At 63.8% G+C, this 17,587-nt stretch carries 12 protein-coding genes and 1 pseudogene; 5 read left to right on the top strand and 8 right to left on the bottom strand.

Features of this window, described 5'->3' with window-relative positions; genetic code table 11:
- Positions 1–118: 118 nt before the first annotated feature.
- Positions 119–1,549: a hypothetical protein gene (locus XANALMUS060_RS21815; protein ID WP_052688104.1), complete on the bottom strand. Its 1,431-nt coding sequence runs from the start codon at positions 1,547–1,549 to the stop codon at positions 119–121.
- Positions 1,550–1,977: 428 nt separating this feature from the next.
- Here XANALMUS060_RS21815 and XANALMUS060_RS04780 point away from each other — a divergent pair, with 428 nt between their 5' ends.
- Complete coding sequence (locus tag XANALMUS060_RS04780; RefSeq protein ID WP_045737414.1) at positions 1,978–4,167, top strand: primosomal protein N'; 2,190 nt, start codon at positions 1,978–1,980, stop codon at positions 4,165–4,167.
- A 150-nt stretch (positions 4,168–4,317) separates the two neighbouring features.
- On the opposite strand, the gene rpoH is transcribed toward XANALMUS060_RS04780, so the two are convergent.
- The 6 genes from rpoH to rhlB form a co-directional block, all read right to left on the bottom strand.
- Positions 4,318–5,196 (bottom strand): RNA polymerase sigma factor RpoH, encoded by an 879-nt coding sequence (gene rpoH, locus XANALMUS060_RS04775; protein WP_045737413.1) that lies wholly within the window; start codon positions 5,194–5,196, stop codon positions 4,318–4,320.
- Positions 5,197–5,417: 221 nt separating this feature from the next.
- On the bottom strand, positions 5,418–6,149 hold the full coding sequence (ung, locus tag XANALMUS060_RS04770; RefSeq protein WP_045737412.1) for a uracil-DNA glycosylase: 732 nt from the start codon (positions 6,147–6,149) through the stop codon (positions 5,418–5,420).
- 24 nt (positions 6,150–6,173) lie between these two features.
- Complete coding sequence (locus tag XANALMUS060_RS04765) at positions 6,174–7,016, bottom strand: response regulator (RefSeq protein WP_045737575.1); 843 nt, start codon at positions 7,014–7,016, stop codon at positions 6,174–6,176.
- 7 nt (positions 7,017–7,023) lie between these two features.
- Complete coding sequence (ftsX, locus tag XANALMUS060_RS04760) at positions 7,024–7,968, bottom strand: permease-like cell division protein FtsX (protein WP_045737411.1); 945 nt, start codon at positions 7,966–7,968, stop codon at positions 7,024–7,026.
- On the bottom strand, positions 7,965–8,651 hold the full coding sequence (gene ftsE, locus XANALMUS060_RS04755; RefSeq protein ID WP_045728608.1) for a cell division ATP-binding protein FtsE: 687 nt from the start codon (positions 8,649–8,651) through the stop codon (positions 7,965–7,967). Before ftsE ends, ftsX begins: the two co-directional genes overlap by 4 nt.
- Before the next feature lie 75 nt (positions 8,652–8,726).
- Positions 8,727–10,439 carry an ATP-dependent RNA helicase RhlB gene (gene rhlB, locus XANALMUS060_RS04750; RefSeq protein WP_045737410.1) on the bottom strand — a complete coding sequence of 571 codons (1,713 nt, stop codon included), beginning with the start codon at positions 10,437–10,439 and terminating at the stop codon, positions 8,727–8,729.
- Between the two features lie 202 nt (positions 10,440–10,641).
- Here rhlB and trxA point away from each other — a divergent pair, with 202 nt between their 5' ends.
- Together trxA and rho are read left to right on the top strand one after the other, a co-directional pair.
- Entirely contained in the window at positions 10,642–10,983 is a 342-nt protein-coding gene (gene trxA, locus XANALMUS060_RS04745) for a thioredoxin TrxA (RefSeq protein ID WP_045737409.1), read from the top strand.
- 238 nt (positions 10,984–11,221) lie between these two features.
- Positions 11,222–12,979, top strand: a complete 1,758-nt coding sequence (rho, locus tag XANALMUS060_RS04740) for a transcription termination factor Rho (RefSeq protein ID WP_045737408.1) — start codon at positions 11,222–11,224, stop codon at positions 12,977–12,979.
- Positions 12,980–13,176: 197 nt separating this feature from the next.
- Here the strand turns inward: rho and XANALMUS060_RS04735 are convergent, their stop codons facing one another.
- On the bottom strand, positions 13,177–15,408 hold the full coding sequence (locus XANALMUS060_RS04735) for an NADP-dependent isocitrate dehydrogenase (protein ID WP_045737407.1): 2,232 nt from the start codon (positions 15,406–15,408) through the stop codon (positions 13,177–13,179).
- A gap of 868 nt (positions 15,409–16,276) precedes the next feature.
- On the opposite strand from XANALMUS060_RS04735, the gene XANALMUS060_RS21810 reads away from it, so the two are divergent.
- On the top strand, positions 16,277–16,699 hold the full coding sequence (locus XANALMUS060_RS21810) for a hypothetical protein (RefSeq protein ID WP_045737406.1): 423 nt from the start codon (positions 16,277–16,279) through the stop codon (positions 16,697–16,699).
- A gap of 190 nt (positions 16,700–16,889) precedes the next feature.
- Positions 16,890–17,587, top strand: a pseudogene (locus tag XANALMUS060_RS22815) (hypothetical protein); the annotation flags it as partial.

Raw genomic sequence — 17,587 nt, 5'->3', positions numbered from 1 at the left:
TCGGGTGGCGGAGTAAGCGCATTTTACCCGCGACGGGAATGTATTATTTCAAACATGCGTCACCTGGATTACGCAAGGTGCAGGCACCAGAGCGTTGACCGGACTTCCCGCAGACCGGTCAACGCGCCACGCGTTGATGCAACCAGGTTTCGCGGTTGTCGGTGCTCTGCGCCAGCAAATCCCTGAGTAGCCCAGCGCGGTCCTGCGGCGGAGTACGTTGCGACAGCAGCATCAGATGAGCGCGCTGCTCAGCCGGCATGCGACGCAACAGACTCAACAGTGTCTGGCGCTGGGCGTCGGGCACGTAACCGAACAGCGGTTGCAGCGTCCAGAACTCCGCGCCCAACTCCGGGCCGAGTAACCAACCGCGGCGCTCGATGGCGTCCATCTCGGCGAACTGCGCACGTAATGCGTGCTGCTGCTCCACTGGCAATGCCGCGAACGTGGTGACTGCCTGACGCAGACGCACCTGCGTGGCTGTCTCCAATGCCTGCCATGCAAGCTGACGCTCGTGAAGTTGCGCGGGGGTCAATGCAGACGAAGGCGTGGAGGATGGGGCAATCACTGCAGGCGCGAGGACTGTAGCAGCTGCGGCATCGGCAAGATCGGCGGCAGTGGGAGGACTGCGCTCGATCCGCGGCGCAGGGGCGCTGGCGACATACCACGCGTAGAAATCCAGATCGTAAACCGCCGGTTCCGGCAATGCAGCAGGCGACGCAACCGGCAGCGGCGGGGCGGTGGCGGTGTCCGATTCCGGCGATAAGGCTTCCACCCGAACCGGGCCAATATCGCCCAGCATCTGGTGCAGATTGTCGCCCACTGTGGCAACGGCATGTCGCGTCGGCAGATGGTCCCAGCACAGGGTCCCGACCAGCCCCACCGCGACCACCACGATCACAGCGATAACCAGGCGCGCGCGGCTAGCGCCACGCTTGCCGGCGCGCCGCACAGGCGGCGCTGGCAAGGCCACAGGCGGAACAAGCACAGGCGAGGCAGTTTCGGCGATCGCCGCGTCGCGCAGTTGCGCCAGCGTCTGCAGCCTTGCAGACGGCAGATCACGCAGATGCTGCTGCGCGGCCTCGGCCAATGCGCGCCACGCGGCGGCATCTGGATGACCGCCCTCATCGCGCGGACACGCACGCGCCAGTGCCTGCTGGTAATCCGAGATGGACAATTGCAGCACCTGTGCGGCAAGCGGCTCGTCCAGCCCGGCCACGATACGCAGCAGCAATGCCAAGCGGTCCGCTGGCTGTAACGTCGCCAGATGTGCAAACGGCACCGGCCAGACACCAGCGGTCGTCACAGTGACCTGGCGTAGCATCGGCACCGCAGCAAGCAACTTCCAAAAATGCAGCGGCCAATCGGTCATGGGCAGGGTCGCGGCATGACGGCCGAAGGCACGCATCGCTGCGGCCAGCGCAGGGGCAACGCTTTCCAGACTGCCGCCCTGCAGTTCAGCTAGAACCGCGACGCGGCGTTCAATGCCACGCAAGAACGCCAACAGCGCAGTCGGCGCAGCCGCGCCGCCAGGGGGGAACACAACGGTCATCGGAACTCCATCATCGGTGTGATGATAGCGAGACGCGCGTCAGACCGCGCGCTTGACAGCAGGCCACAAATCAGCGCTCCGGTCACAATCGCAGCGGCGGGTTGTACACAGCACCCCAAATCGGCCACCCTCTCCCTTGTCAAGACCCGGCAACACTGTGTTGCATCCATGTTTCACGGATAAGTGATTGTTTGTAAAGACATAAATGCGAGTGGCGCTTTTTTGTCCAACTCGTTGCCGAGGCTTGTGAGTCCATCTTCACAGCGTGGAGCATCGTGCTCATGCACAGCTTTATCCACAGTGCGTGTGGATAAATTTGATTCTCTAGTGACGGCGGCTATTTACGACCTGTTTAGCGCCTCACTGGAAGGAATCGCGGGCGACGCGCGCGGGCCGTCACGGCCGATGCCGACCGCTAGACTAGGCCGATGCCTGCTCCCGCCGTCACACTCCGCGTCGCTCTGCCACTGCCGTTGCCACAGTTGTTCGACTACCTGCCTCCGCAGGGTAGCGCCCTCACTCAAAGCGACATCGGCCGTCGCGTGCAGGTGCCGTTCGGCAATCGCCAGATGAGCGGCGTGGTGGCTGCGCTTGGCGAGGCCGAGGAAAGCCCCGGTCTGCGTGCAGCGCTGGCTTGGCTGGACCCGGTACCGCTGCTGCACGGCGAACTGGCCGACTCGCTGCGCTGGCTGGCCCGCTACAGCCACGCGCCGCTGGGCGAGGTATTGGCGACCGCGCTACCAGTGACCCTGCGCCGCGGCGAACCGCTGCCCGACACCCATGCCTGGGCCTGGCGCCTGACCGAAGCCGGGGCCGGTCACCGCACCCGCCCCGGCACCCGCCCGCATCGCTTCGCCCAATTGCTCGCGACCGGACCGCTGCACGAGGAGCAGTTGGATCAGGCAATGCACGACTGGCGCGGCGCCGCGCGGACATTGGCCAAGCGCAATCACGCCGAACGGATCACGGTAGCGGCCGACACCAACGCGCCGCAGCCGCAAACCGGACCGATGGCGAACCCAGAGCAGCAAGCCGCGATCGACGCCCTCCTCGCCGCGCCGGGCTTCTCCGCATTCCTGCTCGACGGCGTCACCGGCAGCGGCAAGACCGAGGTCTACTTGCAGGCAATCGTCGCCTGTCTAGCGCGCGGCCGCCAAGCGCTGGTGCTGGTGCCGGAGATCGGCCTGACTCCGCAAACCCTGGCGCGGTTCCGTGCACGCCTGGGAGTTCCGGTGCATGCGCTGCATTCCGGGCTCAACGACAACGAACGCGCACGGGTCTGGACCGCCGCCTGGCGCGGCGAAGCACGCGTGGTGGTCGGCACCCGCTCGGCGGTGTTTTTGCCATTGCCGCAGGCTGGGCTGATCGTGATCGACGAGGAACACGACGGCAGTTACAAGCAGCAGGACGGCATCCGCTACCACGCCCGCGATTTCGCCATGATCCGCGCCAAGGCGCTGGACGTGCCCGTGCTGCTAGGCAGCGCCACACCGTCGCTGGAGAGCCTGCACAACGCCAACAGCGGCCGCTACGTACACCTGCGTCTGACCCGTCGCGCCGGCGATGCGCGGCCACCGACGGTGCGCGTACTCGACGTGCGCAAGCGCCCGCTGCAGGACGGGCTGTCGCCGGAGGTGCTGGCCGGCATCGGTGCCACCCTCGCCGAGGGCGGCCAGGTCTTGGTGTTCAAGAACCGCCGTGGCTACGCGCCAGTGCTGCTATGCCATGACTGCGGCTGGACCGCACCATGCCAACGCTGCAGCACACCGCTGCACACCACGCCGATGACCGTGCATGCCGGCGGCCGGCGATTGCAATGCCACCACTGCGGTGCGCGGCAACCAGCACCACTGGCCTGCCCGGACTGTGGCAGCTTGGGGCTACAACCGCAGGGCATCGGCACAGAGCGCCTGGAAGAACGCTTGGTGCAGGCCTTTCCGGAGGTGCCAGTGCTGCGCATCGACCGCAGCACCACCCAGCGCCGCGATGCGCTGGAAACACAACTGGCCACACTCGGCAACGCCCCCGGGATCCTGGTCGGCACGCAGATCCTGGCGAAGGGTCACGATCTGCCGCAACTGAGCAGAGTCGTGGTGGTGGGCATCGACGAAGGGCTATTTTCAGCCGACTTCCGCGCCAGCGAGAAACTGGCGCAACAGTTGATCCAAGTCGCCGGCCGTGCCGGTCGCGCCACGCGCCCCGGTGACGTCTGGTTGCAGACCCACCATCCCGGTCATCCGCTACTGGAAATTCTGGTGCATGGCGGCTACCACGCCTTCGCCGCAGCGGAACTGGCGCAGCGCGAAGCCGCTGGCTTCCCGCCATTCGCGCATCTGGCGCTGCTGCGCGCCGAGGCTAAGCAGGTCGAGCACGCCAACGCTTTTCTCGCCGCAGTGCGCGCGCTGCTGCCAGCGCACGATCAGGTACAGCGCTTCGGCCCAATGCCGGCGCCAATGCCGCGCCGCGCGGGTTTCCAACGTACCCAACTCCTACTCTCGGCGAGTACCCGGCGCGCACTGCATCACCTGTTGGATGCGACCGTGCCGACAATCCATGCACTACCCCAGGCACGGCGAGTACGCTGGTCGCTGGACGTAGACCCACAGGATTTGTACTGACATGACGGCCACGACGCATCCGGCTTCATCATCCGCTCCGTCGCTGTCCTTTGCATGGCTTTGTCTCCCGCCTCCCTGAGCGGATCTACCGACATGCAACTATAAATCCCATGGCGGTACAACGTTCATCGCTTGCGCAGCGCAGGTGGATCAGGCGACGAACAGCGCCTTCATCTTCTTCAGCGCGTTGGCCTCGATCTGGCGGATACGTTCGGCCGAAACGCCGTATTCGTCGGCTAGTTCCTGTAGCGTGATCTTGCTGTCCGCGTCCAACCAGCGCCGCGCAATGATGTCGCGCGAGCGCGCATCCAGTTCGGCCAGGCCTTCGCGCAACAGTTGCAGTTGATTGTCATCGCTGTCGGCACGTTCGTAAGCCTGCGAAGGATCTTCTTCGTTGGCCATCAGATAGGCGGCCGGAGAAGGCGGCGCATGATCGTCGTCCTCGTCGGACGGAGCGTCAAAGCCGATATCGCGACCGGACAGACGCGATTCCATCTCCAGCACCTCGCGCTCGGACACGTTGAGGTCCTTGGCGACGGCCGTCACTTCCGCAGCGTTCATCCAGCCCAGACGCGTTTTGGACTTGCGCAGGTTGAAGAACAGCTTGCGCTGCGCCTTGGTCGTGGCAACCTTGACGATACGCCAGTTCTTCAGAATGTACTCGTGCATCTCGGCACGGATCCAGTGCACCGCGAAGCTGACCAAACGCACGCCCATGTCCGGGTCGAAGCGCTTGACCGCCTTCATCAGGCCGATGTTGCCCTCCTGGACCAGATCGCCCAGCGGCAGGCCATAGCCGTTGTAGCCGCGGGCCACATGGACCACGAAGCGCAGGTGGGAATGCACCAGTTCGCGCGCCGCATCCAGGTCTTCCTGGTCGCGATAGCGCACCGCCAGGGCGTGCTCCTCCTCGGACGTCAGCACCGGGATCTGGTGCACGGCGCCAATGTAGGCATCCAGCGAACCAAGCGGACTGGGAATCGGAAGATTGTTGGCCACCAATGCGGTGGTAGAGAGAGTCTGGCTCATAGGTCTCATCTTAGCAGTCAACTAATTGGACTGACGGGTTCAGTAAAAAGTTCCTTCGTTCCGTTTATGAAACATTCGAGTCGAAAAATGCGCCATAGCAGAGATATTGCAACGATCAGACAGAACAATGAAACGGACCGTTTATCCATCCCAAATTAGCACCGGCTTGGCGAAAATGGCGTCCATGCGGGATCGAGGTGAGAACGACATCCCATGTCAGTTCAGGCATCGCGTAACGATGCTTCCAGATCTGCGCGCGTGGGCAGGCTCCAGTCGATCGGGGTGACCCCGCGACGGCGCAGGTATTCGTTGGCAGCGGAGAAATGCTTGCAGCCAAGGAATCCGCGGTGCGCGGACAACGGCGAGGGATGCGGTGCCTTCAGCACCCGGTGGCGCCGGGTATCGATGACCTTGCCCTTGGCCTGCGCATAACTTCCCCAAAGCAGGAACACCAGGCCCTCGCGCTCGCGGTTGAGGGTCTCCACCACATGGTCGGTGAAGCCTTCCCAGCCTTTGCCCTGGTGGGCACCGGCACGGCCTTCCTCAACGGTAAGCACCGCATTGAGCATCAAGACACCGCGCTGCGCCCAGGGTAGCAGGCAGCCGTGATCGGGACGGCGGATGCCCAAATCGTCCTCGATCTCTTTGTAGATGTTGAGCAGGGATGGTGGCACCGGCACGCCGGGCAGCACCGAGAAACACAGGCCATGCGCCTGACCACGCCCGTGGTAGGGATCCTGGCCCAGGATCACAACTTCCACCGCATCGAACGGGGTGGCCTGGAATGCGGCGAAGATCTGCCGTCCCGGCGGGAACACATGCGCGCCAGCCGCCTTGCGCTGACGCAGGTAGACGGCCAACTCGCGCATTTCCTGGCGCAACAGCCAGTCACCGACCTGCGCTTTCCACGACGGCTCCAACTGGATCCGGCTCTCGTTTTCGTTGTTGGTCATTGCATACGGACTCGACACATCAGGTCAAAAGGTCACCGCGTTCCTATCGAGTCTGGCCAGACGCAATTGGAACAACACTTTGGTCACCAGCAGACGCTCTTCGATCGGCTTTTGCACCAGGTCGTTGGCGCCAGCGCGCAGCAGCGCGGACTGGTTGTGCGGATTGCTGTCGCCGGTCATCACCAACACCGGCATGCGCCGCTTGCCGTAGGCGAAATCCAAGCGGATACGTTGGACCACGTCGCGGCCGTTGAGCTCACCCTTTAATGTGACGTCGGTCAGCACAAGATCGATGCGGTGCGTCGTGCGGCCGAGGGATTCGGCGGCCAGCAGGGTGAACGCCTCCTCGGCGCTCAAGACATGCAGCACATGCAATTGCTGGCGCTCGAGCATGCGCTTGGTGGCCTCGGCCACCACCCGACTGTCCTCGACATAAAGAACGGTGGCCCCAACCACCGGCTGCGGCTGCACATAGCCACGGACGAAGGTCGCCAAAGCCTTGTGACCAAGGGCCTTATCGAAATAGTCGGTGACGTATTCGGTAAATCGGCGTTCCACCAGATGCCGCTGAGCATCGCCAGAGACGACGATCACCGGCACATAAGCCTGCCCAGCGGCCTCACGCACGCTGCGCGCCAGGGCCAGGCCGTCGCCATCGGGGAGCGCCAGCGAGGTGGTGACCAGATCGACTGGGCCAGCCTCCAACGCCAGACGCGCCTCGGCAATGCTGGCACAGCCGACCACCTCGACATCCAGCAACTCGCGATGCAGCACGTCGGCGATCAGCTTGCGCACCAGCTTGGATCCATCGACCACCATCACCCGCGGGGCGGCGTTGATCAGGTACTTGAACTCGTGCACTGACATGCGCACTTCACGTGTCGGTGGGCCGTGTCTGGCGCAGGAAGTGGCCAGTCACCAGCCAGGCACCGAGCCAGCCCAGCAACAAGGTGCCGAGCAGAACCAGCGACACCTGTGATACGTCCAGTCCATGCAGCAGGAAATGGCTACCGTAGCTGTCCGCCAGCGCCGTCAGCGGCGGCCCCAGTGCCACAGCGGAGACAGCAAGCAATGCCAGCGCCAGCACACCGGCGCCGAAGCCATACCAGGCCCCAAGGTACAGGAACGGGCGACGGATGAAGCCATCGCTGGCGCCGAGCAACTGCAGCACACCGATTTCCTCGCGCCGCGCCTGGATATCCAGGCGTACCGTGTTGCCGACGACAAGCACCGCACCGGCGCCAAGCAGGAGCGACAACACCTGCACCAAGCGCTGTCCGAAGTGCAACCAACCATCCAGGCGTTTACGCCACAGCGCGTCGTGCTGGACCAAATCGGCTTGCGGCAAGGCGCTCAACGCCAGCGCCAGCGCGGTGTCGTCGTCTGCGGCGGGGATCACGGTGAGCAATGTCGGCAATGGATTGTCGTGCAGGGCATCCAGCGCCTCGCCCAGCCCCGCGCGATCGCGCAATTCGGCCATGCCCTGCGCAGGTGTGCGCAAGTTCACTGCGGCGACATCGGCACGCCCGCGCAACGTCTGCGCCAGTGCCTGCGCTGCGGCGACATCCACATCGGTCTTCAGGAACACGTTGATCTCGCGCGACTGCTGCACCGTACCGGCGAACTGCTTGAGATTATCCAGCGCGATCGACAACCCCAATGGCAGGGTGAAAGCCAGCGCCATCACCGCCATCGTCAGCAGCGTGGCCCACGGCTTGCGCATGGCGCGACCGAGGCTATAGACGATGCTATGCAGATGGTGATCCCACCACACGCCCAGACGCGAAGGCGCGGTGGCGCCGGTATTGCGCGCGCTCATTCAGCCAGATCCTGAGGAGAAATATCGTCGACCAGGCGGCCATGATCCAGGATCAGCACGCGCTTGCGCATCTGTTTGAGCAACGCCAGGTCGTGGCTGACCACCAGCACGCTGGTACCGCGCGCAGGCAGTTGCGCGAACAGTTGCATGATCTCGGCGGACAGGGTCGGGTCGAGGTTGCCGGTGGGTTCGTCGGCCACCAGCAACCTTGGCTCGCCGACCATCGCCCGGGCGATGCCGACGCGCTGCTGTTCGCCGGCCGACAACTGCGAGGGCAAGGCCTTCTCGCGATGTCCCAGGCCCATGCGCTCGAGCACCGAACGCACGCGCTTGCCGATCTCGGCGCGGCGGGTTCCGCGCAGGATCAACGGCAGCGCGACGTTCTCGGCGATGCTGCGATCGGTGAGCAAGCGATGGTCCTGGTAGACCGCGCCGACCTCGCGCCGATGCAGCGGGACGCGACGCCCACGCACCTTGAGCAGGTTGCGCTCATCGAACAGCACCGCACCGTGGCTGGGCCGCTCGCTGAGGTGGATGAGCTTGAGCAAGGTGCTCTTGCCGGCACCGGAATGACCGGTGACGAACAGCATCTCGCCCTCCTCTACCTGGAAGCTGACATCCACCAGCGCCGTATGGCCGCCAGCGTACTGTTTAGTGACATTGTCGAATCGCAGAACACTCATCCGACGATTATGCCGGAGCGCCCAGGGTATTCGTCCACCGAGCGCATACAGCGCGCGGCGGACGGATGCCACGGCTCAGGAACCGGAGACCATTGAGCGCAGCTTGCGGCCGAGACGAGTCAAGAACGAATCGTTCTTGAGTGACGCCGCCGCGCGCTCGCCCTGGCGTGCGGCCTTGACCGGCGTCGCCACGACCTGCACCGGCTTGGCCGACACCGCGACATTGCCTGACTGCGTTCCATCGGCCGCGTCCAGTGGCCGCCCACCGCGACGGCGCCTGCGCTTACGCGGCGGACGCTCGCCTTCTACCAGCGGCACACCCTCGGCGGCCACGCGGGCAGGCTTCGGCACGGCGGGCGCAGGCGCATCGGTCACGGCGGTGGCGTCGACCGGGCGCGGAGTGCGTGATCGGCGTCGCGGCTTGCCATCGGCACCGCGCGATTCACCGCGCCCACCGGGGCCACTACGAGCACCACCGGACTTGCCGCCGCCACGACGTTGCTCATCGGCCTCGCGCTGGGCACGCGCTTCGCGGAAGATTTCGCCGATGCTGTCATCGCCATCGGCCTCGGCGGCCTCGCCTTCCACCGCCGCGCGCGGGGTGCGCGGCAGCGCTACCAGCAGCTCCGCCGTCACCGGCTCGACCGGGATCTTCTGCTCGATGTAGGCCTCGATGTCCGGCAGGCTCATCGCGTAACGCTCGCAGGCGAAGCTGATCGCATCACCTTCCTCGCCCAGCCGCGCAGTGCGGCCGATGCGGTGCACGTAATCCTCCGCGTCGAACGGCAGGTCGTAGTTGTAGACGTATTTGACCCCGTCGATATGCAGACCGCGCGCGGCCACGTCGGTGACCACGAGGATTTCCAACTGGCCCTTCTGGAAGCGGTTGAGCAGCGTCTCGCGCTTCTTTTGCGGCACATCGCCAGAGAGCACGCCGACCCGGTAGCCATTGCGCTCCAACGCCCGTGCCACGCGCTCGACGAACGCCTTGGTGTTGACGAACACCATGGTGCGCGCGCCCTCGCTGCGCGACAGCAAGCCCAGCAGCAGGGTCAGCTTCTCCTCGTCAGCGGGGAAATAGATGCGCTGACGCACCCGCGCGGCGGTGATGCTTTCGGCCTCGACCACAAGCTTTTCCGGCTCGTTCATGTGCTCATAGGCCAGCTCCAGCACGCGATGGCTGAGCGTGGCCGAGAACAACAAGGTCTGCCGAGTGCCGCGCTCGGGCATGCGCCGCAGCAGGAAACGGATGTCCTTGATGAAACCCAGATCGAACATGCGGTCGGCTTCGTCCAGCACGCAGATCTCGCAAGCGTGCAGCGACACCACTTTGTGCTGTTTGACGTAGTCGATCAGCCGCCCGGGGGTGGCGATGATCACGTCCACGCCCTGCTGCAGCAGTTCGCGCTGTTTGTCGTAGTCCACACCGCCATAGACCAGCGCGAAACGCAGGCCAAGGTCGGCGCCGAACTTGACCGCGTCCTTGTGGATCTGGATCGCCAGTTCGCGGGTCGGCGCCAGAATCAGCGCACGCGGGTCTTCCGGCTTGCGATCGGCCAACGCCGGACGGCTGAGCAGACGGTTCATCACCGCCACCAGGAACGCCAGGGTCTTGCCGGTGCCGGTCTGGGCCTGCCCGGCCACGTCGCGACCCGGCAAGGCAACCGGCAGGGTCAGCGCCTGGATCGGTGTGCAGCGGGTGAAGCCAGCGCTTTCGAGCCCTGCCAGCAGCGCAGGTTGCAGGTCGAACGCGGAAAAAGTCACATCGGTCAGCGGTTTGTCGCTCATCTTTCCATCTTCGTGAGGCTACCCCGCCCTAGGCGTAAGGTCGCAGCTTGCGTCGGTCCCGGCAGCGTCGCACACTGGCGTCTTCCATACCGGGTCGCGCGACAGGGGGAATCCCTTGATTTCGACGCGCAATGCCCCAGTTTACCGCAATGCGGCGGCCACCCGGTCCGGTCGATCGCATTGACCCAGGAGATTTTCCAAAGTGAGCGACAAGGTTCTACACGTCGGCGACGCCGATTTCGATGCCAAGGTGCTGCAATCGGACGAGGCGGTTCTGGTGGATTTCTGGGCCGAATGGTGCGGCCCTTGCAAGATGATCGCGCCGGTGCTGGACGACCTCGCCGAGGCCTACGACGGCCGGCTGAAAGTGGCAAAGATCAATGTAGACGAAAATCGCACCACCGCGATCAAATACCAGGTCCGCTCGATCCCGATGCTGCTGCTGTTCAAGAACGGCCAGATCCAGGCCACCCAGATCGGTGCGGTCGGCAAGGGCCAGCTGACCCAGATGATCGACAAGACGCTGGGCGGCGCGGCTGCCTGACGCCCACCTGGCGAGCCGCTCCGGAGCGGAGCGGCAGCTCTGGACGCCGTGGCCTTACGCTGGTAGCTGAATCGCCTGCAAGCGTGGGCTTGCCGTGATTGCGCGGCGGTGATAGTGTCGGTATATCCGGTCGCACTAGCGCACCGCACCCCCTCTGGAAGTTTCTCTCCCAGACCCGCTCCCAATCCATTTGCCCCCTACGTTTGGGTGCTCGCACTCTTAAGCGAGGAACGCTACTTTGTCCGATAACACCATATCTGAACCCGGGAGCATCGACGCTCCCGCCGAGAAACGCGTGCGCAAGCCGCGCGTCAACAGAGCCACGGTCGATACCGAAGGCAGCGCCGACCACGGCACGCCCGCGCAGCCGAACCTGCCTCTGCCCGCTACGCCAGTCCAGGCCGACGCGCCACGCCCAGCTCCCCAGGAACATGCGCCAACGCCGTCTAACCATGGCCCATCAGCCGGCAACGGCGAGCAACCGGCCATGTCGCCACAGCCACACGGCGGCAACCCCAACGATGGCGGAGAACCGCGCGAAGGCGGCCACCCGCGCTTCAACAATCAGAATCAGAACCAGAACAACAATCAGCAGGGCAACCGCCGCGACCGCTTCCGCAATCGCCGCGACCGCAACCGCGAGCGCTTCCAGGACAACGGCTTGCCCAGCGACAACGGCGCCAACGAAGTCTTCGTGCCACGCGTGCATGCCAGCGTGCCTGAAGGCTTCCCGATCTATTCGTTGAGCGACCTGAAACGGATGCCGGCGCAGAAGCTGCTCGACATCGCCGAACAACTCAACATCCAGGACGGCGTGGCGCGCGCGCGCAAGCAGGATGTGATCTTCGCGCTGCTCAAGGTGCTCACTCGCCACGGCGAAGGCGTCGCCGCCGACGGCGTGCTGGAAATCCTGCCGGACGGCTTCGGTTTCCTGCGCGCGGCCGAGGCCAGCTATCTGGCCGGCCCGGACGACACCTACATCTCGCCCAGCCAGATCCGCCGCTTCAACCTGCGCACTGGCGATCACCTGTCCGGCCGCATCCGTTTCCCGAAAGACGGCGAACGCTATTTCGCGCTGTCGATCGTCGACACCATCAACGGCGAGCCGCTGGAAGCGAGCAAGAACAAGGTCCTGTTCGAGAACCTGACCGCGCTGTTCCCGCGCAAGCGCTTCACCCTGGAACGCGGCAACGGCTCCTCGGAAGACATCTCCGGCCGCATCCTCGACCTGATGGCGCCACAAGGCAAAGGCCAGCGTGCGTTGATCGTCTCGCCGCCCAAGGCCGGTAAAACCATGCTGATGCAGCAGGTGGCCACCGCGATCACCACCAACCATCCGGATGTGCATCTGATCGTGTTGCTGATCGACGAGCGCCCGGAAGAAGTGACCGAAATGCAGCGCACCGTACGCGGCGAGGTCATCTCCTCCACCTTCGACGAACCGGCCGCGCGCCACGTGCAAGTTGCCGAGATGGTGATCGAGCGCGCCAAGCGCCTGGTCGAGCACAAGAAGGACGTGGTGATCCTGCTCGACTCGATCACCCGCCTGGCCCGCGCCTACAACAACGTGGTGCCGTCTTCCGGCAAGGTGCTCAGCGGCGGCGTCGACGCCAATGCGCTGCACCGCCCGAAGCGTTTCTTCGGCGCGGCGCGCAACGTCGAGGAAGGTGGCTCGCTGACCATCATCGCCACCGCGCTGGTGGAGACCGGCAGCAAGATGGACGAGGTGATCTACGAAGAGTTCAAGGGCACCGGCAACAGCGAAGTGCACCTGAACCGCCGCATCGCCGAGAAGCGCGTGTACCCGGCAATCGACATCAACCGCTCCGGCACCCGCCGCGAAGACCTGTTGATCGATCCGGAACTGCTGCAGAAGATCTGGATCCTGCGCAAACTGCTGCATCCGATGGACGAGATCGCCGCGATGGAGTTCCTGCTGGACAAGATGAAGAACACCAAGTCCAACGACGAATTCTTCGGCTCGATGAAGCGCTGAAGTCCCGCCACGCCTCATCACAAACGCCCCGTCCCGACGGGGCGTTTGCGTTTTTGGAGATCAATACCCGCCGACGCTGCCGGACGATACGAGCGTCCACCGACCGACGTCGCGAGGAACGCAACCAACGCAACCGAGCAACTGCCACCGACGCACCCGCGACCGCAAGATGCGGCAGCGGGTGCGTGACACGAAACTCAGGCCGACAACAACGCCAGTGCGTCGTTGAGGGTCTTGCTGGGTCGCATCGCAGCGGCCACCTTGCCCAGGTCCGGGCGGTAGTAACCGGCGATGTCCACCGGCTGGCCCTGCACGCCGTTGAGTTCTGCGACGATGGTCGCTTCCTGCTCGGTCAGGCGCTTGGCCAGCGGCGCGAAACGCGCCTGCAACGCGGCGTCCTCGTGCTGCGCGGCCAGCGCCTGCGCCCAGTACAGCGCGAGGTAGAAGTGACTGCCGCGGTTGTCCAGCCCCCCCACCTGACGCGAAGGCGACTTGTCGGTGTCCAGGAACCGGCCATTAGCCTGATCCAGGGTACGCGCCAGCACGCCGATGGCAGCGCTGTGGTGGCGCTGGCCCAGATGTTCCAGCGACGCGGCCAGAGCCAGGAACTCGCCCAACGAATCCCAACGCAAATAATTCTCTTCGACGAACTGCTGCACATGCTTGGGCGCCGAGCCACCGGCACCGGTCTCGAACAGGCCGCCACCGGCCATCAGCGGCACGATCGACAGCATCTTCGCACTGGTGCCCAGTTCCATGATCGGGAATAGATCGGTGAGGTAATCGCGTAGCACGTTGCCGGTCACCGAAATGGTGTCCTCCCCCTTGCGAATGCGCTGCAACGACAACGCGGTGGCCTCCACCGGCGGCAGGATGCGGATGTCCAGGCCGGTCACGTCGTGGTCGCGCAGGTAACGCTCCACCTTCTGGATCATCAACGCATCGTGGGCGCGCTGCGGGTCCAACCAGAACACCGCCGGGGTGGCGCTCAGGCGCGCGCGCTCGACCGCCAGCTTGACCCAGTCCTGAATCGGCGCGTCCTTGGTCTGGCACATGCGCCAGATATCACCGGCTTCCACCGCATGCTCCAACAGCACCGTGCCGCTGGTATCGCTGACCCGCACCACGCCATCGGCGGCGATCTGGAAGGTTTTGTCGTGCGAACCGTATTCCTCGGCCTTCTGCGCCATCAGGCCGACGTTGGGCACGCTGCCCATCGTCGCCGGATCGAACGCACCATGCCGCTTGCAGTCTTCGATCACCGCCTGATACACGCCGGCATAGCAGCGATCCGGAATCACCGCCTTGGTGTCCTGTAGCTTGCCTTGCGCGTTCCACATGCAGCCCGAGTCGCGGATCATCGCCGGCATCGAGGCATCGACGATCACGTCGCTGGGGACGTGCAAATTGGTGATGCCCTTGTCGGAGTTGACCATCGCCAGCGCCGGACGCTGCGCGTACAGCGCCTGCAGATCGGCCTCGATCGGCGCGCGCTGCGCGTCCGGCAGCGCCGCGATGCGCGCATACAAATCGCCGATGCCGTTGTTCGCATCGAAACCCACCTGCTTCAAGGTGGCCGCGTACTTGTCCAGCACGTCGCGATAGAACGCCTCCACCACCACGCCGAACATGATCGGGTCGGAGACCTTCATCATCGTCGCCTTCAGATGCAGCGAGAACAGCACGCCCTGCTGCTTGGCATCGGCGATCTGCGCCTGCACGAACGCGGCCAGCGCACGCTTGCTCATCACCGCCGCATCGATGATCTCACCAGCCTGCACCGCGGTCTTTTCCTTCAGCACCGACACGCTGTCGTCCTTTCCAACCCATTCGATCTTGACGCTGCCGGCGTGTTCGATCAGCACCGAGCGCTCGCTGCCGTAGAAATCGCCAGCGTCCATATGCGCCACATGCGATTTTGACTCGGCACTCCACGCGCCCATGCGATGCGGATGCTTACGCGCGTACTGCTTCACCGACGCAGGCGCACGCCGGTCGGAATTACCCTCGCGCAGCACCGGATTGACCGCACTGCCCTTGACCCGGTCGTAGCGCGCCTTGGCGTCGCGCTCCTGCGTGTTTTTCGGCTCGTCCACGTAATCCGGCAACGCATAGCCCTGCTGCTGCAATTCCTTGATCGCCGCCTTGAGCTGCGGCACCGAGGCGCTGATATTGGGTAACTTGATGATGTTGGCTTCCGGCGTGGTGGCCAGTTGCCCCAATTCGGCCAGATCGTCGGCAATGCGCTGGTCCTCGCGCAGGGACTCGGGAAACTGCGCGATCAAGCGACCGGCCAAGGAAATGTCGCGCGTCTCCACCGCGATGCCCGCGGTACCGGCAAACGCAGCGACGATCGGCAGCAGCGACTGCGTCGCCAGGTACGGAGCTTCATCGGTAAGCGTGTAAAGGATCTTGGGCGTATTCGACATGACGCGATGGATGACCTCTGGCAAGAGAAGACAGCAGGGCCGACAGTGCGGCGACGTATGTTCCGACCGATGAGCACGCAGGCGGGGAACGCCGAACATCGGCTATCCCGCGTATTGTCGCGTGTCTTCCGGCCGCGGGCAAAGAGCCGCCGACGATATGGACTTTACAATCCACCGAATGAGCACATTCTCCCCCGCACAGATTGATCGCCGCATGCTGCTGGCACTCACCGACTTGCGCCATTACGAGCGTGGTCTTGCCTACGCGCAGGATGAGTGTGTCGCTGCCGTCGCCATGACACCGCACAGCATACGAAGCCCGCGTCGCCGGCAGCGATACCTACAACGTGCAGTTGCAACGGCGCCTTGCATGGCGAGTGCGACTGCCCGATCGGTGTGCAAGGCGTGTTCTGCAAGCATCAGGTGGCGGTCGCCCTGACCTGGGCGCAGACCGCGAGCAACGGCGCCAGTCCCACGCCCAATGGACGCCGGACCAAGACAACGCCGACACAAAATCCCCAGCATGTGTTGCAACACTGGCTAGCCGACCAGTCAACACAGACCTTGCAGACCCTGCTGCTGGACGCCGCCGAGCAAGACCCCCGGCTACGCAAACAACTGCTGAGCCAGGCGCAACTGGCCAGTCCCCCCCACAGGATTGGCGCAAGGCCATCTCTTCGCTGCTGGGGCGCAAACGGTTCATGGACTATCGGGAGAGCATCGCCTACACCCGCGATGGCTTCCCCGAAGATGCCCTGCAACAGCGCTGGAACGCCCACGTCCTGCAACCGATGGAAGCCACACCTACCTGGCGCTGCGCGAGGCCGCACTGGCACTGGGCTCCTGGGAGCCATGGCGCGAACGTGCGTTGGAAGCAGTCGATGACCGCATCGCGCGGCGCTGGGGTACCAGTGTGCGTGAGCTGCGCATCTGCCTGTTGCTTGCCGAAGGACAAGCGCAGCGCGCACTGGACATGGCGCAAGGACACATCCCGACGCTCACGCCCCGAACCCTGACCTACCTACTGACCGAGGCCGAAGCACTCGATCCAGCCGCCACCTTGCCGATCTGCGAGCACTTGATCGAAACCGCCATCGCGCGCACCCAGCACAAAGAGTATCTGACGGCAGTGGACTTGTTACCGACACTGCAACGCCTCTATCACCACCAGGGCGAACCGACCCACTTCGACCTTTACCTTGCGCAACTGCGGCAGCGTTATCAGCGCAAACGTCGTTTCATCGAATTGCTGGACCAGCGTTTCCCGGCGGCCACACGCAATCCTGAATAAAGATACCGTCGTCGCGGCAACGACGCATCCTCCAATTGCCGCATGAGACAGGCGACAACTAACTTGACGCAAATACTTCATTAGTGTAATAATCCCCCCAAGCAATCAATGTGGCGATTGATGGTAGCTATACATAATTCCTCATATATCTTGGGAATTCCATGAAGTAGCTATTCATTATGTTCTCGCCTTGAATATTTTGCGAGGATTGATCTTATGCTTGTGTTCGCGCCCCCTGAAAAATTTCGTTTTCCGTAAATTTTTTGATACGCGGCCTGCCCGCATCATCCTTCGAAGCATTTATTTTTATTCCTCGCAGTTAATTTTCAACTGCTCGCCCACCAATTCTAATCAACAGGTTGGTCATCCTATGAAAAAGCATATAAAGATACAAACGCCGTCGAATATTTATCCACGACAAGACACTAACTTTCCGCAGGACGCTCGGCCCATCCTTCGCTCGCTCACCCTGACTTGCCTTGCAGGGATGGGATTGCTGCCCCCCCTGACAGTAACAGCGACTAACAGCTGCACCGATAACGGCGTGACCTACGATTATTGCGGTACAAACGGTGCTGATGGCACATCCACAAGTGGTGGCAAAGGAAGTAACGATAACAATAACAACGGCGGAAATCCTGGGCAGTTGGGAGGACGTGGCACCGGCGGTGGTGCTGGCGGCGGGGTTGGTAGTAACGCTAATAATAGTAGTGGCGGCAATGGCATAGATGGGGCAGGTGGCGGAGGTGATGGTGGTACCAACGGCGGCGGTGGCGGCGGTGGCGGCGCTGGGTTGGTGATAACGGGAAGTAATAGTACATATGACGTACTGAACACTCTTGGCGGTAGCGGCGGTAGCGGCGGTAGCGGCGGTGGTGGCGGTGGTGG

Source organism: Xanthomonas sp. MUS 060, from assembly GCF_000963215.1.
Taxonomy (GTDB): Bacteria; Pseudomonadota; Gammaproteobacteria; order Xanthomonadales; family Xanthomonadaceae; genus Xanthomonas_A.
Note: the sequence above shows the minus strand (reverse complement) of the source record. Positions and strands in the feature narration are given on the sequence as shown.